This is a genomic window from Sphingobacterium bambusae, assembly GCF_033955345.1.
GTDB classification, from domain to species: domain Bacteria; phylum Bacteroidota; class Bacteroidia; order Sphingobacteriales; family Sphingobacteriaceae; genus Sphingobacterium; species Sphingobacterium bambusae.
Genome location: NZ_CP138332.1, coordinates 1,171,993 through 1,198,033, shown reverse-complemented (window position 1 = coordinate 1,198,033; position 26,041 = coordinate 1,171,993). Strand labels below are relative to the sequence as shown.

Here is a 26,041-nt window from a genome sequence, read left to right as displayed (position 1 = left end):
CTTTGTATATTTAACCTATGATTGCAGAAGAACTACTACATTTCATCTGGCAATTTAGGCTTTTTAACCAATTAGAACTTTATAGCACAGATGACGAGGAAATCAAAATTCAATTTGTCGGCGAACTTAATCGAGATGCGGGTCCCGATTTTCTGTATGCACGGATTTCCATAGGGGAAACCCTTTGGACAGGACATGTGGAAATCCATGTGGATGGAGCAGATTGGGTAAAGCACGGCCATCATCGTGATGCCGCCTACAACAATGTGATCTTGCATGTGGTGTATGAAAATGGTGAACCAATATACCGAGAAGACGGTAGCTGCGTGCCTTGTTTATTATTGGGCAAGTTGTTGGGAGTGGATGTTATCCTGCGTTATCGGGAGGTGATGCATAATTTGCATTGGATACCCTGCGAGCGACATTTGGCCTCGGTTTCTGCTATCGTTCAGCGCCAGATGCTGGATCGCATGGCCGTGGAACGCCTAGAGGTACAATATGCGCGTATCTCTGCAAGCTATGAAGAGACCAAAGGAGATTGGGAGTGCGTGCTTTTTAGGCAGCTGTGCCGTAGTTTCGGCATGAAGGTCAATGCGGAAGCTTTTATGCAGCTGGGGCGTGTGGTCAACCTTAGTCTGATTAGAAAGTACCGCAAGGAGCCGTTAAAGATCGAAGCGCTCTTGTTTGGGCAGGCAGGTTTACTGGCGAATACGGAAGATGACTATGCTTTGTATCTGCGGACTGAATTTTCGTATCTGCGCAGCCTGCACGGATTGGAGGAATTGACTGGATTTGCCTGGAAATTTATGCGGATGCGGCCGGCAAATTTTCCCACCTTTAGACTTGCGCAACTCGCAGCTGTCTATGCTTCCAACCCCTACCTGTTCGAGCGGATGTTAACCTGTAGAAGCGTGGATGAACTGTTAGCCATCTTCGCGGCGCCCACCTCCTCTAATTATTGGAGGTGCCACTATCGATTTGACCAAAAGACTGTGGGGCACGAGCTGAGCTTATCGAAAGATTTTATAAACCATTTGCTGATCAATGCTTTTGTTCCGATTACATTTGCCTACGCAAAAATGATGGGCTTGGCTGCGTTGCAGGATCGAGCATTGGAGTGGCTGGCGACTACAAAGGTAGAGAATAACGCGATTGTGCGCGCTTACAGTGCTCGCGGTTGTGTAGCCCGCTCGGCTGTCGACTCGCAGGCACTATTGCATCTCAAAAGAAACTATTGCGACAGAAAGCGATGCCTATCCTGTATGGTGGGGCACGCTATTTTAAAATCTAGTTGACGCGTAAGATCTCTGCAATTTCGCGGTATCCTTTTTCGAATGCTAAATCCGCCGCTGTGGCACCCATATCCGTTTTCAGGCTGATATCGGCTCCATTTTCCAGCAACACGATGATCATTTCGATGCTTCCTTGCTGCGCAGCGATATGCAGCGGGCTGATGCGTGCATTTTGCATCACGTTAACTTCAGCGCCTGCTTCCACCAACATCTTACTGATTTGATCATATTGACCCGTCAAAGCGGTATGCAAGGGATACACGTGATAACCATTTTGAGAACAGATGTTGGGATCGGCACGTTTTGCCAGTAGAATGCGCACGACGTCTTCCTGTCCGAAGTGGGTGGCCATGCCCAAGGGGGTGAATCCGTGGGAAGAAAGTTCGTCAATCACGTCTGGCTTTTGTTTAATCATCATTTCCACCTGAGGAGCCAAGCCAATAGCGCAGGCTTCATGGATAGTGATGGTGGTTAGGTGGTTTAGGATTGTTCGTATCACCTGATCTTTGTGGTAGTAGCAGGCCAAGAGCAAAGGTGAAATATCGTGGCTTGTTTTTTCCCTGAGTAACTCCGGTTGTGAACGGAGCAATATTTCCAAATCATGATGATTGCCCGTCTCTATGTATTCTTCTAGCTTGTATAAACTCATCCCTTTGTTGTTTGACGCATACGAATTAAATAAAAAAATACGAAAATCAAACATTATGTGGGTAACATTTCACGTTTTCAACAGGCTTTTTGGCTTGTTATTCGTTCGATATACCAAGGCTTAGCGAAGTAATTGTTACATAGTCAAGCAACTACCATTTCTATTGTCTTGAAGAAATAGTATAAATTTTGGTTTTTCGTCATAGAAATTTTAATAGATCTTTTGTTTTATGATATTCTTGTTAATGGCTGTAGTGAATGTTCTACATTAATTAAAAAAACTTTACGAGTAGTTGGCTAATTTTAAACTTAGCGTTACTTTTGTAATGCCCTCCCCAAGGGCATGTTTTTCATAGGTAGATGTAGGGTCGAATAGTCTTATTCGACCCTTTTTTATTAGCTTTGTTTTCTATTGAAAGATATGCAAAGAAAAAAAATCGTCGTTGCTGTTACGGGAGCCAGTGGTTCTATTTACGCGAAAGTTTTGTTGGATAAGCTATGCCTACTGGAAAACCAGGTTCAAGAGGTGGCCGTTGTGATGTCGGATAACGCAAAAGATGTATGGAAGTTTGAATTGGGTAATGAAGATTATTTGAAATATCCATTTAAATTCTACAGCAAAGGCGATTTTATGGCTCCCTTCGCTTCGGGGTCTGCGGGCTTTGGAACAATGATCGTTTGCCCTTGTTCAATGGGGACGCTTTCCCGTATAGCGCATGGCACATCGTCTGACTTGACTACCCGTGCCGCAGATGTGGTGCTAAAAGAAAGGCGAAAGTTGCTGTTGATTACACGGGAAACACCCTTGAGTAGCATACATCTGCAAAATATGGCTTTGGTAACGCAGACAGGTGGTATCATCTGTCCGGCGAGCCCTTCTTTCTACAGTTTGCCCAATACCTTCGAGGAACTAGCTGCGACCGTGATAGACCGGGTTCTTGCTTTATGCGATATCGATGTCGACAGCTATTCGTGGGGCGAGAGCCAATAAAAACATGTATTTTTGGCAGGTGTGTAACGATATATTTCGTACATTTGTTTTTCAATGAAGCAACCCGCAGATTTGGATGTATATACGCCATATTTCATTGGTTTTTCGTCAGAAAAAAGACAGCCCTTGTTACACCAGTCGCTGCTGGAGTCGACCTTCTTACCCATTCCATTTTTGATATTAAATTTGTATAGATAATACCCATGAACACTATTTTAATCTCTTCCGCGAAACTTGTGTCCCCCCATCATCCGCTCGATGGCGAAGTCGTCGATATTCTGATAGAAAAGGGCTTGGTTAGTAAGGTATCCTCGAAAGTGGAGCTAAACGATCAGAAAGCCGTTGTGATCGATGGAAGTGGATGTGTTGTTTCGGCGGGTTTTTTTGATTTACATGCGAATTTTGGCGAGCCCGGTTTGGAGACCAAAGAAGATATCGTAACAGGTACGCGTGCTGCTGCGGCAGGCGGGTATACCGCTGTTGCGGTATACCCCAATACGAATCCACCGTTGCACAGTCGTTCGGAAGTGGCATTGGTGGTGAATGCGGCGAAAGGTAGCGCAGTGGATGTGCACCCGATAGGCGCGATCAGCAAGAAGCGGGAAGGAAAAGAACTGGCGGAGATATATGATATGCAAACTGTTGGAGCTATCGCCTTTTCGGATGGTAACCACGCCGTGCAGCAGGCCGGGCTGATGTCTCGCGCACTATTGTATAGCAAAGGCATTGATGCACTAATTATTTCCTTTGCGGAAGATGATTCGGTTGCGGGTGGAAACCAGATGAACGAAGGGGAGGTGAGCACATATTTGGGCATGAAAGGGAAACCCAACTTGGCCGAATCGTTGATGGTGTCTCGCGATCTTTTTCTAGCCGAGTATAACGATGCTCCAATACACTTTACCTGTATTTCTACAGCAGAGTCTGTAGAGCTTATCAAGAATGCGAAGAAGAAAGGTATTCGCGTGACCTGCGATGTTGCGGCACATAACCTAGTATTCAGTGATGAAGAGGTGCAGGGCTTTGATAGCAACTACAAGGTAAATCCGCCGCTACGCACCAAGAAGGATATCGATGCGCTGTTGCAAGGATTAAGCGATGGTACGATAGACGCCGTAGTATCCCAACATACACCGCATGAAGTGGAATTTAAAAATGTCGAATTCCAAATTGCGAAGGACGGAATCATCGGGCTTCAAACAACTCTTCCACTATTGGTTAGAGCAGGGCTAGATGCGGAAGCTATTGTGCAGAAATTGGCGATTGCTCCTCGTGAAATCGTAGGACAGCCGGTTCCAGCATTAACTTCCGGCAGCGCCGCCAATCTTGTTCTTTTCTCGGTGGACGAACAATGGACGTTTGATGCCCAAAGCAACAGGTCCAAATCGTCGAATAGCCCGCTTTTGTGCGCGGAACTGCGGGGCAAGGTGAAAGCAATTATTAATAATGGCCTATTGGTCGAAAACAAATAAGCTATGGATGCAAAAGTAAAAAAAGCATTTGACGCAGGTTTAAGTGCCTACGCTCAGGGAGAAAACATCGACAGCACAGCGCTGGCTCAGGCGCTGACGCAAGCGTTCAATCAAGAAGCTTCTTTTATGGAGAAGGTAGATGCGCTGGATGAAGCTTTTGATGACCACCAACGTTTTGAAGAGCTTCGCGAGGTGTATTTTGATCTATTGATGGTCAATTTCTTTGCCGAAGATGTGCAAAAGCTTGAGGAGGACTACCTAGACTCCGAAGAGTGGGAAGCCATTGAGGAAGACACCATTGACCGCGGTACAGAACTGCTCAATATTTTTTTATATCTTAGGGAGTGTGCTGATGATGAGATCGAACCTTCATTGGAAGACTATTTGAAAGAGTTTCTTTTGGTTGAAGAGGATGAGTTTCAGGACGAGTATGCGATCTATGAAAAACTTATTGCAAACCAGATTTTGGTAGAAAGTTCTTACGAAGAGATTGCGAAAGTGGCCTCCTTGTTGGATCCACAGGAGGAATTGAAAGAGCTGTTTTATGGCATGGTCGGATTTTTTAACGAGCCTTCGCCATCTGCTGCGCAGCTGGAAGAATTTAAGGCCGCTGCAGAGAATCCTTCTTTAGACGTTGCTATCTATCAAGTTATTATACATTTTAATCAATAAATTATGACACAAACTATCAACGATGATTTCTCGGCGGAATCGGTTAAGAAAGATGGGATAAAGCTGGGCGTTTACTTAGGTATATTATCACTGGTTATTAGCATCGTATCGTTGTATGCGTTGCTTAACGCGGCAAACTTCAAAGTAGCTTCTTTGATTACCGGTGGGGTAGGCATGGTATTGATGATTGCCCTAGCGGCTTATTTTTCCGTGATGCTGCGCAAATCAGCCGGTGGTTTTTGGACTTTTAGCCAAGCCCTAAAAGGTATCTTCACGATGTTAGCGATAGGCGTTATTATTTCGAGTGTAGGATCTACCTTATTTAATGTGGTCAATCCGGAGCCGCAGCAGGTTATTTTCGATAAATCGATCAATATGACGATAGAGACCATGGAAAGTGCTGGCTTGGACGACGACTTGATTGATAAACAGGTCGCTGATCTAGAGAAAAAGCGTGATGATCTGCGTACGTTTTCTATTGGTTTGGTTTTGAAAGGTTTAGGCGTTAGCTTGATCATGTATTTCGTGTTTGCCTTGGTACTTGCTGCGATATTGAAGCGCGAGCGTCCTGCTTTCCTGCAGGTCAATAACCCAGGCGATGCCGCACATCCTTGGCAAGACAATAATTAATTAGACAAAAAAATTAGGGTAGGGTATGCTGCGGTGTACCCTCTTTTTTATTTAATATGGATATATCAGTTGTTATTCCGTTATATAACGAAGAAGAATCGCTGCCTGAATTGACAGAATGGATTCGTCGGGTGATGTTGGAAAACCAGTTCCGCTACGAGATTATCTTGGTGGACGATGGAAGTAGTGATACCTCGTGGAAAGTTATTCAAGGGCTGAAGACCCAGCATCCGGAAATCGTTGCCATCAAGTTTCGCCGTAACTACGGGAAGTCTGCAGCGCTGAATGTTGGCTTCAACGCGGCAGAAGGTGACGTGGTGATTACGATGGACGCCGATTTGCAAGATAGCCCGGACGAGATCCCAGAATTGTATAGCCGCATAAAAAATGGAGCTGATTTGGTATCGGGCTGGAAGGCGAAGCGCTATGATCCCTTAACCAAGACTATACCTACAAAGCTATTCAATGCGGCCACGCGTAGCATGTCGGGTATCCACAATCTCCATGACTTTAATTGCGGGCTGAAAGCCTATCGGAAAGAGGTGGTGAAGAGTATTGAAGTATATGGAGAAATGCACCGCTATATACCGGTATTGGCCAAGTGGGCCGGATTTACCAAAATACAAGAGCAGGTTGTGCAGCACTATCCGAGGAAGTATGGCTCGACGAAATTTGGTGCTGGACGATTCGTTAAAGGTTTTCTGGATCTGTTGTCCATCTTTTTCGTCGGCAAATTTGGAAAGCGGCCCATGCACTTTTTTGGCGCGATAGGCGTTATCAGTTTTCTGATTGGTTTTTTCATCACGATATACCTGATCTTTGATAAGCTGATGAGCATCGCTAACGGCACGGCATACCGAAATGTGACTGACCAACCTTTGTTTTATCTTTCTTTGGTGGCAATCTTAATTGGTACGCAGCTGTTCCTGACGGGGTTTATTGCCGAATTGGTATCTCGAAACTCTACCGACAGAAACAAATACCATATCGAGGAAGTTATCTAGCATGTTTTTTTCCGTTATCATACCGCTGTACAACCGGCCGCAGGAGATTGATGAGCTTTTGTATTCCTTGACCCTGCAGGAGTATAGGAATTTTGAAGTGATCGTTGTGGAAGATGGCTCGTCGCTGCCGGCTCGGGAAATCGTGGAGCGCTATCAGGATCGTTTGGAGGTTTACTACTATTCAAAGGAAAATGAGGGACAGGGCTTCGCCCGTAACTATGGCTTTGAACGTGCCAAAGGCGATTATTTTATCGTCTTCGATTCGGATATTATCGTTCCTCCTGCATATTTTCAAATGGTGATGGACGGCTTGGCGAGAGATCGGTGGGATGCGTTTGGCGGGCCGGATGCGGCACATCCTTCATTCACGCCTATACAGAAAGCAATAAGCTATTCCATGACCAGTCCGTTCACTACGGGCGGCATTCGCGGAAATAAGAAGCATGTCGGTGTTTTTCATCCCCGCAGCTTTAATATGGGGCTTTCAAGAGCGGTTTACGACAAAACAAAAGGTTTTAAATTGGCGCGCCGATCGGAAGATATCGAATTCAGCATCCGGATGCTAGCATCCGGATTTAGCGTAGGCTTAATTCCTGAAGCTTTTGTTTACCATAAGCGAAGAGCAACCTTCAAGCAGTTTTTTAAGCAGACCAATTTTTTTGGTAAGGGACGGATCGATATTTATCGCCTTTTTCCACAAGAGCTGAAGCCGGTGCATGCGCTGCCTTCTGTATTTACCTTGGGCTTATTGGTTTTGCTGCTGTTGAACCTATCGCTATGCCTATTCGATGGGGCTTGGTCATTTGTCTACCTATTGACCTTCATGGGCAACGCGATGCTCAGCCTGTATACAGTCTTGCTGTTGGTACACGCCTGTTTTAAAACAAAAAGCATGGTTGTTGGTGTTTTGAGTGTCGTGGCCGCTTATACGCAGCTGATTGCTTATGGGACGGGCTTTCTGGGAAGCTACGTCAAAAATGTACTGTTGAAAAAATAAGGCGCTATACAGTCGGGAAATCGTTTAAAGTTTGTTATTTTGGCTAAAAATAGAGAAGCGTGATTGCATTTACACAACATAATTTAGGGAAGCTGGAGGAGCTGTTTGCCGATTTTGGCTACAGGGTGCGTTATGAAAAGGGCTCCTTTCGTACTGGAGCTTGTGTGCTTCAGCATACGAAGGTAATTATGGTCAATAAGTTTTCCAATCTAGAAGTTAGGATACAATCCTTGATGCAGTTGCTGCGGGAAATGGAGGTGGACGCCACGGTGCTTGACGATAAGAAGAAGGAGTTTTACCGAACGATCAAGAAAGTCGAGGCCGCATTGTGAGGGTTACTTTTTTAGGTACAGGAACATCGCAGGGCGTGCCCGTTATTGCTTGCCAATGTGCAGTTTGCCAATCGACAGACCGTCGCGACAAGCGCTTACGTACAGCTATTTTTATCGAAATTGAAGGCTTAAAACTAGTGATTGATACGGGGCCTGATTTTCGCTATCAGATGCTGCGGCAGGATATTCGCCATCTTGACGCGGTGCTGATTACCCATTCGCACAAAGACCATATCGCCGGAATGGACGATGTACGCGCCTTTAACTACCAACAACAGCAATCTATTCCCATATATGCAACAACTATTACCCATGAGGCTTTGAAGCGGGAGTTTTACTATGCTTTTGGGGAAGTAAAGTACCCGGGAGTACCCCGATTGGAGTTACAGCCCATTGTGGCTGGGGAGCCATTCTATATCGAAGGGCAACGCATTATGCCCATCGAAGTGATGCATTACAAAATGCCGGTTCTAGGGTTTCGTTTGGGCGATTTTGCCTATATCACCGATGCTAAAACCGTTTCGGAATATTCTAGATCCTTGTTGAAAGGCGTAAAGGTGCTCGTGGTAAATGCGCTACAAGAAGAGCCGCATATATCCCATTTTACACGTGAGGAAGCGCTAGCTTTCACGAAGGAAATAGGTGCTGAAACGACCTACCTTACACACATTAGCCATCGCTTTGGCAAACATGCAGACATCGAGGAACATTTGCCTGATGGCGTGCACGTTGCCTTCGACGGATTGTCCCTTGTGGTCTAAGTCTAATTAATTCGTAAAATTATCCAAAACTTTTCCTGAAGAAAGCTTGTTCTTATAATAGAAAATAAGAAGTGAGTTTATTAATTTAATAGTAAAAGTTATGGGAAATATTCTTTATTTAGTAGCCGTTATTTTAGTAATAATTTGGGCTGTTAGTTTTTTCGGCGGATATGCGTCAGGTGGTATTATCCACGTTTTGTTGGTTATTGCCATTATAGCGATTCTATTACGCGTTATTCGAGGCGCGGCTTAGTATCCAAGGTTTTTAAGTACAAATGGGCTATCGCAATGTCTTCGGGAAAGGTGATTTTTATATTTCGCTGATCACCGATAATAAGACGGACGGGATAGCCCATTTTTTCTACCACGGAAGCATCATCCGTGAAGGAACCCATTTCGGGTTGGGCGAAGGCCTTTTGTAAGATGTCGGCTCGGAAAGTTTGTGGGGTTTGCACCATCCATACCTGTTGCCGATCGGTGGCGGTGCTTTCCTCGATGCTGCCCAAACGAATGGAATTGGTACTCTGTATAGCAGCAGTTGTTGCGCCATACCGCACAGTTTCCGCAAAGCAACGGTCGACTAGCTCTTGGCTGATGACAGGTCGTGCAGCATCATGTATCGCTATCAGCGTACTTTCTAATGCGACTTTTTCTTTTTCGAAAATATACCCTAAGCCATTTCGTACACTTTGAAAACGGCTTTCACCCCCGTAAACAACATGGTGCGGAATCTGAAAATTATATTGCCTGCATAGATCAGTCCAGTAGGGGTGCATATCTGGATGTAAAACCAATACAATATCTGGCATGTCACTACCTTTGCGAAAGCATTCCATAGTGTGCATGAGTACCGGTCGCTGATCGATTAACAGAAACTGTTTGGGCAGCTCGGCATTCATTCGGGTGCCTCGACCGCCAGCCACTATAATCACATATTTTTTTAGCATAACTTATCCGTTAGGCCTTGATGGGCCTGATCAATTTAAATAGTTGATTTGACTTCCTTTGTCGTGGTCGTTTACCACGTTGACTGCACGCGGAATACGTTCTTTCAACTCTTCCACATGGGATATGATGCCCACGATACGGTTTTCGCGATGCAGATATTGCAATGTTTCAAACACGGTGTTCATGCTCTCTGCATCTTGTGTACCGAAGCCTTCGTCAATAAAAAAGAAATTTTTATCCGCTTTGTTGAGTGTTTGTATGCTTTCTGCGAGGGCTAGGGCCAAACATAGGGATGCTTGGAAGCTCTGTCCGCCAGAAAGTGTTTTGACCGAGCGTCGGAAGCCATTGTTTAGGTAATCGATAACTTCAAATTCATTGCTTTCGTTAATCGTCAAGCTTAGATTGTTGCGCGTCAATCTATGGAAGCGTAAGTTGGCGATCTCGCAGAGCCGTTGGAGGTGAATGCTGGATACATAGTTAACGAAGCCAGCACCTCGAAATAGGTTCTCTAGCATCGTTAGATTACTTTTTCGCGAAGATATTTGTTCATATTCTTCCAGCAGTCTTTCTTTCTTTTCAAATTCGACCAATAGGTGCGAACATTCCCGTTCGAGCGCGCCGACAATGCGAATATGGAGTTCCAGTTCCTCTTTCTTCAATCGAAATAGTTCGATTTTCTCTTGGTACAGATTTTCTTGGTAGTCATCGTTTGCTATCTTGGCCGTTAGTTCGGCCAACTGCTGGAGAGCTACTTGAAAATTCACGTTGAAATCCTGTATAACGCTTCGGATCTGCGGAACATTCAGTTGTTTTTGTAGTATTTGCTGCACTTGGATGATATCACTATAGCCGAATTCTTTCAGCAGAGCCGATATTTCAGCCTGCTTGGTGCCCAGTTGTTGGTAAAGGTGATGAAATTGCTCTTTGGCAGCCGTACGCTCGCCGTTGATTGCCGCAAATTCGGTTTTCAATCGTTGGATTGTTTCTGTCAAGGACTTGTAGCTATCTTCCAAATACGTGATGCGATTTTCCGTTTGCTGTTTTCGGCTCAGCAATGTAGATTCTTTTTGTTGGGCAATTTCATGGGGTTTTAATACCTGCAACTGCCTTTCGGTCTGTTGTACAAGACTATCGATAACCACGAGCTCTTGTTCTAGACCGGACAAGGTCGCTTTGTACTTTTCTACCTTGATTTGCGCTGCGGATAGCTCTTGTCGACGATCTTTTAATGCAGCTTCGGCATTTTTAATGGCTGTTTCCGCGGTTTGGTTCTTGCTTTTGTAAGAAAGAAATGGCTCTTTGTCGTTTGCCGAGAAATCGTCCCAGCAGAACGTCAAAAGATGATCCGCATAGTGCGATTGGAGCAGCGCGAGCGACGTTGTGAGTTGCTGCACCTGCGCTTTCTTTTCCTTAAATAGGATACCGGCATGGGTAAATTCCTGGAAGTTTTCTTTCAAGACCAAGAGATTATGGTTGACATCTCCTTTTTTCAGACGCAGTTCGTTTTCCCAGTGGGAAACGTCGCTACTCTCGAGGTGCATGGGGTGCTCAAGCGAGCCACAAAGTGGGCAGGGCTGACCATCGCTCAAGTTGTCGGCAAATTCGCTTAGTTTTGCCTGTACTTGCAGTTGCGTCTCTTCCTTCTGAAGATCAAGTAGCTGCCTTTGGTATTGCACTTCAAGTTGACGTAGCTGCTCTTCCCAAGTGTCAATACCCAGATTTTTGGACGTGAATCGTCCAGCTTCCACCGCTATATCGGCTTCCAAAACCGCTACTTGCTGCTTGATATCGGCTATTTTTCCCAATAGGGTGTCTTGGGTCTGGTACCAGCCTTCTAAGGCAAGGAGGATGGCCGTATCTACTTTTTTGTGTTTCAAGGTATCCAGCTTTTCCTCGTTTTCGCGGATACTTTCAAGTAAGATACGTTCATTTTCCTGAACTTTGATGAGATGAGGCTTGCCATCTTCTATACGCTTGCTCACCGTCTTTTTTTGTTCTTGCTGCTGAACGATGTAGATAAGTAACTTCAGATCTTCGCACTCGCGGCGGAATTTTTCGATCTGTTGATAATCTATTTCGATTTTTTTCCAATGGCTTTCCTGCTCTTCCAATCGGGAAAGTGTTTCTTCCTTCCTTGTTGTGAGTTGCTGGATCTTTAAGGTTACTTGCTCTTTCTCTTTATTGAGCATTTGCGTGTGCTGAAGCACCTCTTTAAAAGCTTGCTGGGTACTTTCGAAAGTATTCAGCTCCTGTTCCTGCTGTAGTATTTTGGGCTGTTCATCTCGGTAGGACGTCACTTCCTGCTGCTTGTTATGGAGTTCTGCGCGTAGGCGTTTGCTTTCGGCCATGCGCGAAAGCTCGGTTTCTAGATTTGCCGTTTCTTCCTTTAACGTGTGGAGGTCTACCTGCGCCTTTGCCAGTTCCTCCTTTTTGGTCTGTAGGATTTCCGTGCTAACAGATTCAAACCCAGATAGGGCACCTTTAAGTAACTCGATTTTGCTATTGTTCTGCCGTTGTAAATGAGACACTTTGGGGCCTAGATCAAAGCGGTTCAGGTTGAAGATCTCTTTAATCATGTCCGAACGATCTTTGCCGCGTAGCTCCAGAAATTCCTTAAACTGACCTTGGGGGATGATGATCGTCCGACGGAAGTTAGGGTAGGTAAGCCGCGTGATATCGGCTCCGTCTGCTGAGGTAAGGGGCAACCACTGATCGTCTTTCCACTCATAGGCGTAACGCTCCAGCGGAGTTGTTTCTTCGAATCGCTTCCGGCGCTTCCACTGCGCCACAAAACGGAATTTACGCTGTTCGAAATTGTAGAATTCGAACACAATGCAGGCATTGTCCGACTGGAGGTTTAGCATATTGTAGGTACGTTTCTCCTGCTTGTTCAAGCGTTCGGTTTCGCCATACAACGCAAAGCTGATGGCTTCAATGATGGAAGATTTTCCGGAACCCACCTTTCCAAAGATGCCGAAAAGCCCGGCTTCCGTCAATTTAGTAAAATCGATTTCTTGTTTTTTCTGGTAGGAATATAGTCCTTCGATACTGAGATATAATGGTAGCACGCTTTAGTCCTCCGTTTCTGTGTTGCTGTTTATCACTTCGTTGAGTAGCTGCATGATTTCATGGTTGGGCTCTTGTCCGAGGCGATATTGAAAATAATCCTTAAATAAGGCATCTATATCCTGGTCGAGGTTGATAGATTGTACTTTTTCTTCTATCATTTCCTCGGATTTGACGACCGGGATGATATGAATGATGCCATCGTGGGCTTCGTGTATGCGTTTTAGCTCAGCAGAGCTTAGAAAAGTGTTGCTGACCAAGGTCAGTTCTATCAAGGCATAGGGATTGGCATGCAGCCAAGCCACAGCTTCATCGATATGCAGGAACTTCTTTCGGTGCAGTGCGCGGCCACTCTTCAAGGGTATTTTAGCGTAGGTGACGGGTTGTGCAGGCTTCGCGTCGATAATGACAACCCCTTTTTCCTGTCCGGCTTCGGCAAAGGAATAGGCTAGTGGGCTGCTGGGATAAACAACAGGCGCCGGATGCCCGCCAATTTCCTGAAATCGGTGGAGGTGTCCCAGTGCGGTATACTGTATCTGCCTAGGAATACCGTCGGAATAGATCAGATCGGCGTGTCCCACTTTGATGGGTTTTTCCCCTTCGGGTTCTTCCAGTATTTCGCCTCCACGTCTAAGCATGTAAAGGTGTGCGGTGAGCATGTTTACCCCTTGTTCATCACAATAGGCATCGGCAACAGTTTGCCAGTGCTCGTGCAGCAATTCATTGAGTTTTTGTTCTTTGCTTTCCAGTCCAAGAAACTGTTTTAAGCGCAATTCATTGGCGAAAGGCGTGTGGATAATGCGGAGTGGATAATTATGGCGAGGTAGGAGTAGCTCGATAAACCCATCATCGGTTTTGGACAGGGCATAGCCATGCTGTACCTCAAATGGGACGACCCGCGCCTTGGGGTATCCAACGAAGATGATTCCGCATTCGCGGGCCAGAGCATCAGGGGCGTCAATGCGATCGGCGCTATCGTGGTTGCCCGCAATGGCGATAACGGGACGCTCGCCATTATTGCTCAGCCGGCGCAGTGTTTTATAGAGCAGCTCTACGGCCTCCACTGGCGGATTGAACGTGTCAAAAAGATCGCCCGCGATAATGATAGCATCGACTTGCTCGCGCTCGGCTATTTCACTAATCTCGGCAAGCACCTCGCGCTGTTCCTCCAAGCGGGAGAAATAATCCAGTTTTTTTCCGAGGTGCCAATCTGCCGTATGTAATATTTTCATGCTGTGTTCAAGTTTGGAAAGGAAAGCACTGCCTGTAAGCTTTTCCTGTCTTTGGCGCATAAGGGGAATTTATTAACGGTTTCCTCTTATTTCGAATTGCCAAGTAGCGGTTTATACCTCCGTTTGATTGTCCTTTTTGTCGGAGTGTCCAAGTTTCTTTGTTGGATTAACGACATCGCGCAGCAACTGTTTCAGCTCTTTTGTTTCTGGAAATCGTCCTTCTACTTTTCTATCGAATAGAAGTATGTCGCCTACAGAAACGGAAAAACGTCCGCTTACTTCGCTAGGTACGAGCGTTACACCATAGATATCATCGACGAAAGTCGTCAATATTTCCTGAGCAAAATATGCTGCACGCAACATCCATCCGCATTTCGGACAATATAATATGGTAACGGTTTGTTTCATGACAGCTCCTTTTTTCAAAAATAAGCAAATAGGAGGAGAGATAAAACCCATTTTTGGCATCCGGATGATCTACATGGATCGCGGGCAGTGTGCGATGTGTTATTGTCTTTTGGTAAACTGGATTGACACCAGGGGCCTTGCTTATGTGGCTATATTATCGTATTTTAGGTACCTGAAATTGATTAGTCTTACATGCTACCGACCAGATTAACATGAATTGGAAATATTTTTTGCTGCTGTTGCTGTTTGCATCGCAGATGTCTTATGGGCAGCAAGAGGCTGTGAAAGGAAAGACTTCGTATAATTTTCTGATCGATACCGAGCATTACGATAAAGAAAAGAAAAACCCACTATTGATTTTTTTACATGGGCGTAGTCTTTCGGGGCACGATCTAAACCGGGTGAAGCGATACGGTGTGCTTTATGCAAAAAACAGGGGCGTAGAATTGCCGTCTTCCATCGTTGTGGCGCCACAGACTTCCAATGGATGGGATCCTGACAAGGTGAAGGACGTTTTGTCGTATGTATTGGAAAATTATAATGTTGATGAAGATAGGGTGTATGTTTGTGGCATGAGCATGGGTGGCTATGGAACAATGGATTTTGTTGGTAAATATCCCGAGTTGGTGGCTGCGGCGGTGGCTATTTGTGGGGGTGGTACAATGAAATATGCAGAAAGCTTGGCCACTGTTCCCTTGTGGATACAACACGGCAGTGCAGACCGCGCGGTTCCTGCATCGGAATCCAAAAAAATATACCATGCCATAAAAAAGGTGAACCCGGATGCGGAAGCGAAATTGACGATTATTCCGGGCGGTACGCACGGAAGCGTTGAACGCCTTTTCCATCGAGGCGATATGTATGAATGGTTGTTTCAACATCGTAAAAATAACTAAAACCTATTTTTAAATACTAAATATTTTAGTATTTTTGAATATGGGTTTGGATCAATCGCAGGAAGAATATCTAAAAGGAAGAGGAGCACAGGTTAATCCTAATAACAAGTTCTTTTCCAATCAATATGTGCAGGAGCATGTGGAGGGTTTGGATGAGCCCTTTCTTGGTGCGGAGAGCACGAAAATAATCGCGACCTATCCCAAGGTAATCCTTTCTAGAGTAGACAGTCCCGATATCGGTTTCTATCAATCTTTGAATCCTTATCAGGGTTGTGAGCATGGGTGCATATATTGCTATGCCCGAAATTCACATGAATATTGGGGATATAGTGCGGGGCTTGATTTTGAAAGAAAAATATTGGTCAAGTACAATGCTGTAGAACTGTTAGAAAAGGAGTTTGAACGGAAAAGCTATCGTCCGGAGGTGATCTTTATGTCGGGCAATACAGACTGTTATCAACCTATCGAGCGTAAGTTGGGCATAACCCGAGGGTTACTGTCTACTTTGTTGACCTACAGACACCCTGTTTCATTGATTAGCAAGAATGTTTTGATGCTGCGTGACTTGGATATGCTCAGTGCGTTGGCCGAAATGGGCTTGGTTAGCGTATCGGTGACGATCAATAGTTTGAGGGAGGAGGTGCGTCGTAAGATGGAGCCTCGGACAGCGACGGCCATGTCGAGGCTGAAACTTATCGAGCAGTTGGCTGAAAGGAATATTCCCGTATCGTTGATGATTGCGCCCATTGTGCCCGGCATCAACAGCGATGAGATGCCCGCACTGATAAAAAGTGCTGCCGATGCAGGAGCGAAATGGGCAAGTTATACCATCGTTCGTTTGAATGGCGCTATTGGAGATATCTTTCGAGATTGGGTGCATAAAAACTATCCCGATCGTGCGGCGAAAGTGCTGCACGGTATTGAATCCTGTCATGGAGGAAAGGTAAACGATAGCGAATGGGGGCGTAGGATACGCGGAGATGGTGAGATAGCCAATGGAATTCGGCAGCTGTTTAAATCAGCCGTAAAGAAATATATGGATAAAGAAGATTACCCGATTTTGCGTACAGATCTTTTTGAAAGGCCCAACCGAAGCCCGCAGATGCGCTTGTTTTGATCCTTCGCCTTGTTGGCTGCTTTTGCGAAAAAAAACCTTAATAAAGCATGCTTTATCAAGGTTTTTTTAATGGATCATCGAAGATACCCTATTGAATAGGCGCAGGAGCTTCCTCTTCAAATAAAGGTAATTCTTTGATAATGTTATACCAAGAAATGATTTTTTTGATATCTGAGGAGTAGACACGTGATTCGTCGTGTCCGGGCGCTACTTCGCGAAAAAACTCGCGTAGCGTTTCGCCGTCAGCCTTTACGTCTGGTGTATCTTTTCCAGATGCTTTTACGGCCTCCAATACATCCAACAACCTGATTTCTTCTTCTTCGCCGTAAATGGTGATATCTTCCAACGTAGCCATTTTTGTGGTCGAAAGGTTTACGGTAGATTTTACCTTCTTCTCATCTAGCGATTCGAGGATAAATCCACCCTTATTTTGACCGATCAATTTAAAAAGGCCGGTTTTTCCGGTTACTGATACTAATGCTCTTAAATTCATGAAACGGAAATTAATCTTCAATTACTTCAATGCTCAAAATGCGGTCGCCTTGACGGATATCGTCCACCACATCCACGTTTTCAATCACTTTACCGAAACAGGTATGGTTTCTATCTAGATGCGCCGTATTGTTTCTGCTGTGGCAAACGAAAAATTGTGAACCGCCAGTGTTACGTCCAGCATGTGCCATAGAAAGCACACCGCGATCGTGGTATTGATTTTCTCCTGTCAACTCACAATCAATTTTGTATCCAGGGCCTCCAGTTCCAGGCATGCCGGTAGCACCTTCACGACTATTTGGGCAACCTCCTTGAATAACAAAGTCAGGAATCACACGGTGAAAAGTCAATCCATCGTAATACCCAGATTTCGCCAATTTGATGAAATTTGCTACGGTATTTGGAGCGTCTTCTGTGTAGAATTGCACAGTCATGTCGCCTTTTTCTGTCTTAATAATTGCTTTGCTCATAGTTTACTTATTACTTACGGAACTGCAAAGATAAAGTTTATAACGGAAATGTGCCCCTAGAATTGGTTAAGAATTGTTAATCGATTTAAAAATAGGATTTTCGATTTTAAATTACTAAAAAAATTAGTATATTTGTTTAGGAAAAAAATGCTGAGATGGGAGTACACAGACTTGTTATTCGGGAATGGTCAGAAGCTGATCGTCCTCGCGAAAAATTAATGGATCAGGGGCGGCGTTCATTAACCAATGCCGAATTGATGGCGATCCTTATCGGGTCGGGGTCACCAGATGAGAGTGCCGTAGAGCTTTGTCGGCGTATACTCTCGGGCGCAAACAACAGTTTGGACAATGTTTCCAAATTGGAGGTCAAAGAGCTTTGTGGCTATAAAGGCATTGGTGAGGCGAAGGCTATTTCCATCATCGCGGCCTTGGAGCTCGGCCGCCGTCGTCGTGAATCTGAGCCCGAGTCGAAGCCTTTGCTCAACAGCAGTAGGCGTGTATATGATTATTTTCGATTTACCATGCAAGATTTGGAGCATGAAGAGTTTTGGGTTCTTTATCTAGATACAGCGTGCAAGCTAAAGGATAAACAATTGATCGGGCGCGGAGGGAATGATTTCACACCAGTCGATATCCGTTTTATTCTGAAATTTGCCGTTCAAAATACCGCTAGTTCCATTATCCTCATGCATAATCATCCATCGGGATCATTAAAGGCCAGTCCGGAAGATAAACAATTGACTAAACAGATCGTCGGTGCAACTGCGCTACTGGATATCAGCGTGAGCGACCATGTCATTTTCACAAATAGCTCCTATTACAGTTTTCGAGACGAAGGCTTGTTGTAATGGTAGATCCTTGGCATAAAACAAAAATGCCCCCAGCAGTTCCTTCTTAGGGATTGCTGGAGGCATTGTATTTGATCTAGAGGAAAGACTAGAAAAGTCCGAACATTTCTGCTTCGATCTTTCCGATGATCTGTCCTAAGTCTTCCGGATTGTTTGCGAAATCTAGGTTGTCTTTATCGAGGATCAACAATTTTCCTTCTTTGTAATTACCAATCCACTTTTCATATTTTTCATTGAGCTTGGATAGGTAATCCAAGCGTATCGCTGATTCATAGTCACGACCTCTTTTCTGGATATTGCTGACCAAGGTGGGCACCGAAGCGCGTAGGTAGATCAGCAGATCTGGAGGTTTGATATAGTGCACGATGCTTTGGAAAATGTTGCTGTAGTTTTCAAAGTCGCGTGCGCTCATCAAGCCCATATCGTAAAGGTTTTCGGCAAAGATGTAAGCATCTTCGTAGATGGTACGATCTTGGATCATGTTGATGCCACGGCTCTGCAGGTCTACGATATGTCTAAAACGACTATTCAAGAAGAATATTTGAAGGTTGAAGGCCCAACGTTTCATGTCGCTGTAGAAGTCTTCCAAATAGGGGTTGTTTTCTACAGCTTCAAATTGGGGTTCAAAATTGAGATGACGAGCCAGTTTCTCGGTCAAGGTTGTTTTTCCAGCTCCAATATTTCCTACGATGGCTAAATGCATGTTCTCCAATTAAAAATGTAAGGATTAAAAATTAAAACGAAACGTTGTTTCTTAAAATAACCGCTTGATACCGATGATTTCTCGAACCTCGCGGATAGTTTTTCTAGCACTCTCGCTAGCTTTTTCGGCGCCGAGCTTCACTACTTTCTTCAGGTACTCTTCGTCGCTGGATATCTCCTGTATACGAGAACGGACGGGTTCTGTGGCGAGGACCATATCTTCGGCGAGCTGTTTTTTAAAGTCTCCGTAGCGAATCGAACAGCTGTTGTAGAGCTCGTCGAAATGTGCCAAGGTATCTGCGGAGGATACCACTTTCATGAGGTCAAACAGGTTTTGGATAGCTTCTGGCTTTGGCTGGTTCATTTCCGTTGGTCCGGAATCCGAAACTGCACGCATAACCTTTTTGCGGATCACCTCCGGAGTGTCGCTTAGGTACACGCAACTAGCCTCACCATTTGATTTACCCATTTTTCCGTTACCATCAAGTCCCGGAATCTTAACAAGCTTGTCGCTGTAAGAAAAAGCAAAAGCCTCCTTAAAATAGTCGACATTGTATAGCCTGTTAAAACGATTGCCGAAGGTACGAGTCATTTCAAGATGTTGTTCCTGATCTTTTCCCACCGGTACTTTAGTGCCATGGTGCAACAAAATATCGCAGGCCATAAGTACGGGATAGGTGAGTAAGCCGGCGTTTACATTGTCGGGGTTGGCACGCACTTTATCCTTAAAGGCGGTGGCGCGCTCGAGCTCACCGAGATAAGCATTCATATTCATGTAGAGGTACAGTTCTGCCACTTCAGGAACGTCAGACTGCACGTAAATGGTTGACTTTTCAGGATCTATTCCAGCGGCAAGGTACTCCACAACAACCTCACGCACGGTACGACTGAGGTCGCCCGGTGTGGGATGCGTGGTTAGGGAGTGCAAATCGGCAATAAAAAAGAAGCAGTTATAATCGTTCTGCATTTTTACGAAGTTGCTCAACGCCCCGTAGTAGTTGCCCAAATGTAATTTTCCGGTACTTCTAATACCGCTAACGACAGTTTCCTTCATGTCGCGAATTTACGTATAAATTGCTAAATCCGCGCAAGCTCCCTATATTAGTTTTTCAATTGTATACTATGGAAAAGCGATATTTTACAACGATCATGCTCCTGTTTTTTTCGCTGCTTGGCGGGGCTTATGCACAAAATAAAATCTTCGAATTTAGCGACGAGTTGTGCTCTTATCGGGGTTACTACGACGCCGAGAAGTATAGTGCTAGTCAATTGCGCGACAGCTATGCCCTTTTTCAAACGGGGCATTATATTGATGATAGTGGAACAGGGGAGGAGTTGAAGATGCGATACGACAGCGCGATCGAAACATTGAACAACTTGCAACCGGTAAATAATGATTATTTCAAACGATTGAAGGTTGATGTGCTGAACTACGTAAAACAGACCTACGCCCTAAAGATTGTTCAGAAAAATGCTAAACAGCAACCCGCTGCGCTTGTTACTGCGGTGGAAGAGGGAAGTAGGGCACACTATTATGGGACGGCTTTACATGCTGGTGGAGAAGTGTTAATGAAAGCTTATCTCGAACTGGTTCGGGATCAGATGAAGGAAAATGCATGGCCTGAAAGTTTATGGGATAATTATCAGGAAAGCCTGAAACAACCTAATAAGGAAGACTTGGCCTTTGATTATGTGCTGGTTTACGGTTGGTGGAATAATGCCAATAGGCTCGTTGCGCATATCGATTACGACGGTACGCAGATGGAGAAATTTATGGCGCTTTTTGTTAAGGTTGACACACTGGATTGTGACGAGCCTTAGCCGACCTTGATAGGCTAGGGTTGTTGAAGCTTTTTGGCTTCGTTCCAATATACGTCCATCTCTTCGAGGGTCATCTCCTGCAAGGATTGACCGTTTTCCGCTGCTCGTTTTTCCAGATGGGTGAATCGTTGGATAAATTTCTTGTTGGTGCGCTCTAGCGCATTTTCAGGATTAATGTGTAGGTGGCGCGCATAGTTGATTAACGAAAACAGAAGATCTCCAAATTCCGACTCTGCTTTCTCCTGATCCACAACTTGACCGCTCTCCATATTAAATTCTTGTTTGAATTCGGCCAATTCTTCTTCTACTTTAAGCCACACTTGGCTTTTGTCTTCCCAATCAAAACCCACACCGCGCACCTTATCCTGTATTCGGTAAGCTTTTACCAATGCAGGCAGTCCTTTGGGCACACCCGACAATACCGATTTATTGCCTTCGGCAAGTTTTATGGTTTCCCAGTTTCTCTTTACATCGTCTTCATTTTCCACATCGGTGTCGCTATAAATGTGGGGATGGCGAGCAATCAGTTTGTCGCATACGGTATTCAGCACATCGACGACATGAAACTGTTGCTGCTCGCTGGCAATTTTAGCATAAAACACCAAATGCATCATGACGTCCCCCAGCTCCTTTTTAATCTCCGCAAAATCCTTCTCTAAAATGGCATCCGTGAGTTCATACATTTCCTCTATGGTCAAGTGTCTAAGCGACTCCATGGTCTGCTTTTTGTCCCATGGGCATGCGACGCGTAGGGTGTCCAAAATAGTAAGAAGTCTCTCAAAAGCTTTACCTGGATTTTCTTGGGGATCTGGAGCAATGTATGGCATAAATAACGTTTAAATGTACCTGTCGTACTACTGTAGTTCAAACATAGCTAATTTCAGGCAGATGCACAATTCGTCGTTCAATATATGCAGCCAGCCACATTTAAGGTGCACGGGGGCTATTTCCGGAAAAATAATAAAACAGAAGTCGGCATGAAGGTGTTATTTAGGATAAAGGATGAACATTATGGAAACAAAACATAACTATGAAACGACCGATGTGGCACTTGCTAATTTGCAGAACATGGGTTACACTATCGATTTTAACATTGCGTTTGATGAGATCTTGGAAGACGCAGATCACTACAAGATAGACCACCTGTACCGCTATGAGGGGGCATCCAACCCCGATGATGAATCGACAGTTTATGGCATTTCTAATGAGAAAAATGGAAAAAAAGGCGTTTTTGTTGCCGGAAATTTATCGCTGGTTGAGGGTAAAAAAAGAGATATTATCCTTAAATTAGAGCTTAAATATAGGCACGATCAACATGTTGGAAAGTAAACTATTTATGGTGTTGCTCGGCTGTAAGCCCGAAGGACGTTTTACGGAGCAACACGATATTTTTTTTGGAATTGGCGATGAGCTGGGGCAGTTAAAACCAGCTATGGTAAATTTTTGGCCGGAGGCCGATGGTAAATTGCATGTAGATGCCTGGCGAGAAGTGTGCGTAGTGGAAGGTTATAGCATTTCCGTACTGCCGCGTGAAGCAGCACCAACGAGTAAGTGGAAGCTTTTTTTTGTGAACTTGGGAGGATATCGGGGGCAGGACTTTGAAGAATATCATTATAAACAGCTGGTGGTTGCCGAAGATGTGGCGGGTGCGACCAAAGCTGCAAAAGGGAGTTCTTTTTTCAAAGATTATATATCACCACATATCGACGATAAATACGGCCTTGATGTAGACGATGTGTTTTCTGTGGAAGATGCACTTCCGAAAGCGATGCGCGAGCGGTTTAAATTGTTGATCGAAGAGAAGGAATCTGCAGGTAGACCCGATGAGGTACATGTAGGCTACCTTAAGTTTTCAAAACTGGCCGCAGAATATTAGCGAATATTTGCTATACCGTGATGGAACAATGGGATTGTGGACCGTGCCACAATCCCATTGTTGTTATATGCCCATTTCTTTCAGGATAAACTGTGCATTGTCGATCTTGTCAGCAATCCACAACACATATCGTATATCGACACCTATAGATCGGCTGTAGTCTTCATTCCACGCGAAATCATTGATGGTGGCATCATAAGATCGATCGAAATTAACACCGATGAGCTCGCCATAGGCATTCATAATAGGCGAGCCGGAATTACCTCCGGTGGTATCCATGTTATACAGGATATTTACAGGGACGTCGTTCAATTCCTTTTTTGCATAGGCGCCAAAATTCTTGGCTAGCCAAGCCGTCTTGATGCTTTCTGGATAAGTAAATTCCTCCAGCCCGGAGTTGCCTTTTTCGATTAAGCCCTTAATGGTGGTAAAAGGCTTCATATAGGTCGCATCGACAGGACTGTACCCCTTAATGTTGCCAAAAGTCAAACGAAGCGTAGAGTTTGCGTCGGGGATGAAGCTTTTGGCTTGGTATTTTTCTTTAACAGCAACGTAATCTCCCATCAACCTGTTCAGCACCCCTTCCCGACGTTTTTGCTCGTCGTTAAAGGCGGTCAGTTCAATATCCAATTCTTTCTGTGCGGATAGCAAATCGTCATTGTAGTTTTTAATCGATTGGAAGTCCTTAAGCACTGTGCTATACAGCAACTCTTTGTTGTTTAGCTTGGATTTGTCGATGGATGCGGTTACGGCATCTGCAGCAACCTCGGCACTTGGAAATCCTTGTTTGCTGATATATGCTAGCTTATTTGCGCCTTCGAAGAGGTATGCATCTTTAACCATACGTTCGGCTACGGCTTTGTCTACCATCAGATTATAACTCGCGTAGATAGCGTCAAGATGACGCTTTACTTCAAGAATGTTTAAGGCGAAGAATTCTTCCTGTGCCTTTAGTCCATTTTGCTTAAGAATAGCACTTTTAAAGTTGTTGATCGTATTGGCTGTGCGCAGCAAAGAGGTAGAGCTATACATGTTGTTGAACCAAAGTTCTTTTTCCGCAACTTCGAAAACAGAGCGATAATGCTGTTCGATATCATGCATTAGGCTGCCATATCTGCTTTTTAACTCAGGCTTGCTGTTAATAAATTGAGCCAGTTGCTCGTCTTCTTTGCGTTTTTGTGTGATCAGGTCTATATTATGCAACCCTTTAAGTTTTCCGCGGTAGTTTTTTAAGACGTTTGCATTTCTTTTGACGCGTGTAGCCAAAGCCAGTTCCGTAGATACGTTGTCTTTACCCGCTTTAAGCATTTGTTGATTTTGGAAATCATAGAGATTGGACGTATAGGGCAATAGGAATTTCTCCTGATACTCGATATACTGTGCTGGTCGGTGCCTAAATGTGCGGCCTGGGTAGCCTAGAATAAATACAAAGTCGTTCTCATTGACGCCCTGTGGATTTATTTTAAGGTGTTTTTTTGGCTTATAGGGTACGTTCTTAGTGCTGTATTTGGCAGAAGAACCATCTGCAGCTACATAGGCGCGGAGAAAAGAAAAATCGCCGGTATGGCGTGGCCAAACCCAGTTATCGGTCTCTCCGCCAAATTCACCTATATCTTGACGAGGTATATAAACGAGGCGCACATCTTCAATAGTTTTGTATCGAAACAGCACATAAGTTTTTCCAATAAACATTTCCGATACTTCAGCCTTAATGGTTGGGTCTTGCGCTTCCGCTTTCTGGGCTATTTCTGCCCTTTTTTTATTGATGGTATTGATCCGTTCTACCGGATCGGAAATGGCAGATACAGCATTCAAGATTTCATCGGACACGTCGCTATACGAGTCGGTTATCCGTATGGTCAAACCTTTTGCTTCAATTTCCTGTTCCAAGCTGTTTGCAACAAAGCCATTTTTTAGGTAGTTGAACTCGGGCGAGCTGGCCAACTGTACGGCACTAAATGCGCAATGGTGATTAGTAACAATTAATCCATTTGGAGAAACAAAGGATCCGGTGCATCCGCTTACCTGAACCAAGGCGTCAACCAAGCCCACTTGTCCTGGGTTATAGATTTCTTTTTCGGTAATTTTTAATCCCGCTTTCTTCAGTCCGGCCCTTCCAAGCTCGCTCAATGGAAACATACCCTCATCGGGTATGGCAGAAAAGTTAAAAGCGCTCACCGTGATCAATAAGCAACAGAGTAAGCTGCCTTTTAATTTTAATGTCGTCATCATGTTGTTGTTTAGAATAGGCCAAAGTTACTAAACATTTTTAAAGCAAAGCTACTCCCTTGAGTGAACGGTCTGCAAGCGTAGGAATGAGCAGATCGATGGGGCATGATTCGTTGGATGTTAACTTTTAGTGGAAGATAATCGCTGAAGCGCGTTGAAATAGCTACCTTTGCATAGCTAAAATTTATAGCATGACCCTTGTTCAATTAGAATATATTATTGCAGTGGATACGTATCGCAGTTTTGTAGCGGCGGCAGAGCACTGCTACGTGACGCAGCCTACATTAAGCATGCAGATCCAAAAGCTGGAAGAATCCATCGGCGCGAAAATATTCGATCGCAGCAGACAGCCGGTTGTTCCGACAGAGATTGGCGAAAAAATCATTAAGCAAGCACGCGTCATCTTGAATGAGAGCAAGAAAATTGCCGAACTATTGCTGGAGAGTAAAGGCGAAGTTTCAGGGGAACTTAAAATTGGTGTCATCCCTACCGTCGCACCTTATCTCTTACCCGATATATTGACTGCGTTTCTGAAGAAATATCCAAAGTTGCAGCTACAGATTTGGGAGTATACCACCGAACGCATCCTGCAGGAACTCAAATTGGGTAAGCTGGATTGCGGAATTCTGTCAACGCCATTGCATGAGTCGGGCATTGAGGAAACACCGTTGTATTACGAGACCTTTGTTGCCTATGTATCCGAGCATAGTCCGCTTTTTCAGAAAAAAATGGTTACCACAGACGAGATTGCGAATGAAAAGCTGTGGCTTCTCAATGAGGGACATTGTATGCGGGGGCAAGTATTGAATCTTTGCCAATATAAACATAACCAAGGGGCACTAGGAACGTTTGAATATAATACAGGTAGTGTGGAAACACTGAAGCGTATGGTGGATATCAATGGTGGTTTGACAATCTTACCGGAGATGAGCGTTTTGGGCTATGATGAAGATCAACTGGGGCAAGTTCGGTATTTTAGAGCGCCGGAACCTGTTCGGGAGATTAGTATCGTTACGACCCCAAATTTTGTAAAAAAGCAAGCGGTAACCGCATTGAAGAACGAGATTATCGCACTTGTTCCCGATCGGTTCAAGACGAAAAAAAGAAAAGAAGTGATGGGCTTCGAGCTGTAAGCAA

General features: G+C 44.6%; 28 protein-coding genes. 17 read left to right on the top strand and 11 right to left on the bottom strand.

What is annotated here, in order from left to right; translation table 11 throughout:
• The first annotated feature begins 17 nt into the window (after nucleotides 1–17).
• Nucleotides 18–1,295, top strand: coding sequence for a DUF2851 family protein (locus tag SCB77_RS05110; RefSeq protein WP_320185356.1), 1,278 nt, complete (start codon nucleotides 18–20; stop codon nucleotides 1,293–1,295).
• On the opposite strand, the gene SCB77_RS05105 is transcribed toward SCB77_RS05110, so the two are convergent.
• Nucleotides 1,288–1,941 carry an ankyrin repeat domain-containing protein gene (locus tag SCB77_RS05105; protein ID WP_320185355.1) on the bottom strand — a complete coding sequence of 218 codons (654 nt, stop codon included), beginning with the start codon at nucleotides 1,939–1,941 and terminating at the stop codon, nucleotides 1,288–1,290. The two genes, SCB77_RS05110 and SCB77_RS05105, sit on opposite strands and share 8 nt — an antisense overlap.
• A gap of 420 nt (nucleotides 1,942–2,361) precedes the next feature.
• Here SCB77_RS05105 and SCB77_RS05100 point away from each other — a divergent pair, with 420 nt between their 5' ends.
• The 9 genes from SCB77_RS05100 (at nucleotide 2,362) to SCB77_RS05060 (ending at nucleotide 9,052) form a co-directional block, all read left to right on the top strand.
• A complete protein-coding gene (locus SCB77_RS05100; protein WP_320185354.1) occupies nucleotides 2,362–2,931 on the top strand; it encodes a UbiX family flavin prenyltransferase in 570 nt (189 codons plus the stop codon).
• 203 nt (nucleotides 2,932–3,134) lie between these two features.
• The gene (locus SCB77_RS05095) at nucleotides 3,135–4,403 is read left to right on the top strand and encodes a dihydroorotase (protein WP_320185353.1); all 1,269 of its coding nucleotides are present in this window, start codon (nucleotides 3,135–3,137) and stop codon (nucleotides 4,401–4,403) included.
• A gap of 3 nt (nucleotides 4,404–4,406) precedes the next feature.
• Nucleotides 4,407–5,075 carry a hypothetical protein gene (locus SCB77_RS05090; RefSeq protein ID WP_320185352.1) on the top strand — a complete coding sequence of 223 codons (669 nt, stop codon included), beginning with the start codon at nucleotides 4,407–4,409 and terminating at the stop codon, nucleotides 5,073–5,075.
• 3 nt (nucleotides 5,076–5,078) lie between these two features.
• Nucleotides 5,079–5,705, top strand: a complete 627-nt coding sequence (locus tag SCB77_RS05085; protein WP_320185351.1) for a DUF4199 domain-containing protein — start codon at nucleotides 5,079–5,081, stop codon at nucleotides 5,703–5,705.
• Nucleotides 5,706–5,761: 56 nt separating this feature from the next.
• Nucleotides 5,762–6,709 (top strand): glycosyltransferase family 2 protein, encoded by a 948-nt coding sequence (locus SCB77_RS05080; protein WP_320185350.1) that lies wholly within the window; start codon nucleotides 5,762–5,764, stop codon nucleotides 6,707–6,709.
• A gap of 1 nt (nucleotide 6,710) precedes the next feature.
• Nucleotides 6,711–7,706: a glycosyltransferase gene (locus SCB77_RS05075; RefSeq protein ID WP_320185349.1), complete on the top strand. Its 996-nt coding sequence runs from the start codon at nucleotides 6,711–6,713 to the stop codon at nucleotides 7,704–7,706.
• 59 nt (nucleotides 7,707–7,765) lie between these two features.
• Nucleotides 7,766–8,038 carry a hypothetical protein gene (locus SCB77_RS05070; protein WP_320185348.1) on the top strand — a complete coding sequence of 91 codons (273 nt, stop codon included), beginning with the start codon at nucleotides 7,766–7,768 and terminating at the stop codon, nucleotides 8,036–8,038.
• Entirely contained in the window at nucleotides 8,035–8,799 is a 765-nt protein-coding gene (locus tag SCB77_RS05065) for an MBL fold metallo-hydrolase (RefSeq protein ID WP_320185347.1), read from the top strand. The genes SCB77_RS05070 and SCB77_RS05065 overlap by 4 nt, the downstream gene beginning before the upstream one ends.
• A 100-nt stretch (nucleotides 8,800–8,899) precedes the next feature.
• Nucleotides 8,900–9,052 (top strand): lmo0937 family membrane protein, encoded by a 153-nt coding sequence (locus tag SCB77_RS05060; protein WP_320185346.1) that lies wholly within the window; start codon nucleotides 8,900–8,902, stop codon nucleotides 9,050–9,052.
• On the opposite strand, the gene SCB77_RS05055 is transcribed toward SCB77_RS05060, so the two are convergent.
• The 4 genes from SCB77_RS05055 to SCB77_RS05040 form a co-directional block, all read right to left on the bottom strand.
• The gene (locus SCB77_RS05055) at nucleotides 9,033–9,746 is read right to left on the bottom strand and encodes a 2-C-methyl-D-erythritol 4-phosphate cytidylyltransferase (RefSeq protein WP_320185345.1); all 714 of its coding nucleotides are present in this window, start codon (nucleotides 9,744–9,746) and stop codon (nucleotides 9,033–9,035) included. The two genes, SCB77_RS05060 and SCB77_RS05055, sit on opposite strands and share 20 nt — an antisense overlap.
• A gap of 30 nt (nucleotides 9,747–9,776) precedes the next feature.
• The gene (locus SCB77_RS05050; RefSeq protein ID WP_320185344.1) at nucleotides 9,777–12,815 is read right to left on the bottom strand and encodes an SbcC/MukB-like Walker B domain-containing protein; all 3,039 of its coding nucleotides are present in this window, start codon (nucleotides 12,813–12,815) and stop codon (nucleotides 9,777–9,779) included.
• Nucleotides 12,816–12,818: 3 nt separating this feature from the next.
• Nucleotides 12,819–14,045, bottom strand: a complete 1,227-nt coding sequence (locus SCB77_RS05045) for a metallophosphoesterase family protein (protein ID WP_320185343.1) — start codon at nucleotides 14,043–14,045, stop codon at nucleotides 12,819–12,821.
• Nucleotides 14,046–14,156: 111 nt separating this feature from the next.
• Entirely contained in the window at nucleotides 14,157–14,453 is a 297-nt protein-coding gene (locus tag SCB77_RS05040) for a SelT/SelW/SelH family protein (protein WP_320185342.1), read from the bottom strand.
• A gap of 212 nt (nucleotides 14,454–14,665) precedes the next feature.
• On the opposite strand from SCB77_RS05040, the gene SCB77_RS05035 reads away from it, so the two are divergent.
• Together SCB77_RS05035 and SCB77_RS05030 are read left to right on the top strand one after the other, a co-directional pair.
• Nucleotides 14,666–15,349 (top strand): carboxylesterase family protein, encoded by a 684-nt coding sequence (locus SCB77_RS05035; RefSeq protein ID WP_320185341.1) that lies wholly within the window; start codon nucleotides 14,666–14,668, stop codon nucleotides 15,347–15,349.
• Between the two features lie 40 nt (nucleotides 15,350–15,389).
• Nucleotides 15,390–16,466, top strand: a complete 1,077-nt coding sequence (locus tag SCB77_RS05030; protein ID WP_320185340.1) for a PA0069 family radical SAM protein — start codon at nucleotides 15,390–15,392, stop codon at nucleotides 16,464–16,466.
• Nucleotides 16,467–16,554: 88 nt separating this feature from the next.
• Here the strand turns inward: SCB77_RS05030 and SCB77_RS05025 are convergent, their stop codons facing one another.
• Both SCB77_RS05025 and SCB77_RS05020 read right to left on the bottom strand, forming a co-directional pair.
• Nucleotides 16,555–16,959 (bottom strand): DUF5606 family protein, encoded by a 405-nt coding sequence (locus tag SCB77_RS05025; protein ID WP_320185339.1) that lies wholly within the window; start codon nucleotides 16,957–16,959, stop codon nucleotides 16,555–16,557.
• 10 nt (nucleotides 16,960–16,969) lie between these two features.
• Complete coding sequence (locus SCB77_RS05020) at nucleotides 16,970–17,428, bottom strand: peptidylprolyl isomerase (RefSeq protein WP_320185338.1); 459 nt, start codon at nucleotides 17,426–17,428, stop codon at nucleotides 16,970–16,972.
• A gap of 155 nt (nucleotides 17,429–17,583) precedes the next feature.
• Here SCB77_RS05020 and radC point away from each other — a divergent pair, with 155 nt between their 5' ends.
• Nucleotides 17,584–18,276, top strand: a complete 693-nt coding sequence (gene radC / locus SCB77_RS05015) for a RadC family protein (protein ID WP_320185337.1) — start codon at nucleotides 17,584–17,586, stop codon at nucleotides 18,274–18,276.
• 88 nt (nucleotides 18,277–18,364) lie between these two features.
• On the opposite strand, the gene SCB77_RS05010 is transcribed toward radC, so the two are convergent.
• The gene (locus SCB77_RS05010) at nucleotides 18,365–18,979 is read right to left on the bottom strand and encodes a deoxynucleoside kinase (RefSeq protein WP_320185336.1); all 615 of its coding nucleotides are present in this window, start codon (nucleotides 18,977–18,979) and stop codon (nucleotides 18,365–18,367) included.
• A 51-nt stretch (nucleotides 18,980–19,030) separates the two neighbouring features.
• A complete protein-coding gene (trpS, locus tag SCB77_RS05005) occupies nucleotides 19,031–20,032 on the bottom strand; it encodes a tryptophan--tRNA ligase (protein WP_320185335.1) in 1,002 nt (333 codons plus the stop codon).
• 68 nt (nucleotides 20,033–20,100) lie between these two features.
• Here trpS and SCB77_RS05000 point away from each other — a divergent pair, with 68 nt between their 5' ends.
• Nucleotides 20,101–20,799 (top strand): hypothetical protein, encoded by a 699-nt coding sequence (locus tag SCB77_RS05000; protein ID WP_320185334.1) that lies wholly within the window; start codon nucleotides 20,101–20,103, stop codon nucleotides 20,797–20,799.
• 14 nt (nucleotides 20,800–20,813) lie between these two features.
• Here the strand turns inward: SCB77_RS05000 and mazG are convergent, their stop codons facing one another.
• Nucleotides 20,814–21,626, bottom strand: a complete 813-nt coding sequence (mazG, locus tag SCB77_RS04995) for a nucleoside triphosphate pyrophosphohydrolase (RefSeq protein WP_320185333.1) — start codon at nucleotides 21,624–21,626, stop codon at nucleotides 20,814–20,816.
• A 184-nt stretch (nucleotides 21,627–21,810) separates the two neighbouring features.
• Here mazG and SCB77_RS04990 point away from each other — a divergent pair, with 184 nt between their 5' ends.
• Together SCB77_RS04990 and SCB77_RS04985 are read left to right on the top strand one after the other, a co-directional pair.
• On the top strand, nucleotides 21,811–22,128 hold the full coding sequence (locus tag SCB77_RS04990; protein ID WP_320185332.1) for a hypothetical protein: 318 nt from the start codon (nucleotides 21,811–21,813) through the stop codon (nucleotides 22,126–22,128).
• The gene (locus SCB77_RS04985) at nucleotides 22,115–22,675 is read left to right on the top strand and encodes a DUF1543 domain-containing protein (RefSeq protein WP_320185331.1); all 561 of its coding nucleotides are present in this window, start codon (nucleotides 22,115–22,117) and stop codon (nucleotides 22,673–22,675) included. The genes SCB77_RS04990 and SCB77_RS04985 overlap by 14 nt, the downstream gene beginning before the upstream one ends.
• Nucleotides 22,676–22,738: 63 nt before the next feature.
• Here the strand turns inward: SCB77_RS04985 and SCB77_RS04980 are convergent, their stop codons facing one another.
• Nucleotides 22,739–24,904: a S46 family peptidase gene (locus SCB77_RS04980; protein WP_407028959.1), complete on the bottom strand. Its 2,166-nt coding sequence runs from the start codon at nucleotides 24,902–24,904 to the stop codon at nucleotides 22,739–22,741.
• A gap of 191 nt (nucleotides 24,905–25,095) precedes the next feature.
• On the opposite strand from SCB77_RS04980, the gene SCB77_RS04975 reads away from it, so the two are divergent.
• Complete coding sequence (locus SCB77_RS04975; RefSeq protein WP_320185329.1) at nucleotides 25,096–26,037, top strand: hydrogen peroxide-inducible genes activator; 942 nt, start codon at nucleotides 25,096–25,098, stop codon at nucleotides 26,035–26,037.
• The last annotated feature ends 4 nt before the right edge of the window (nucleotides 26,038–26,041 follow it).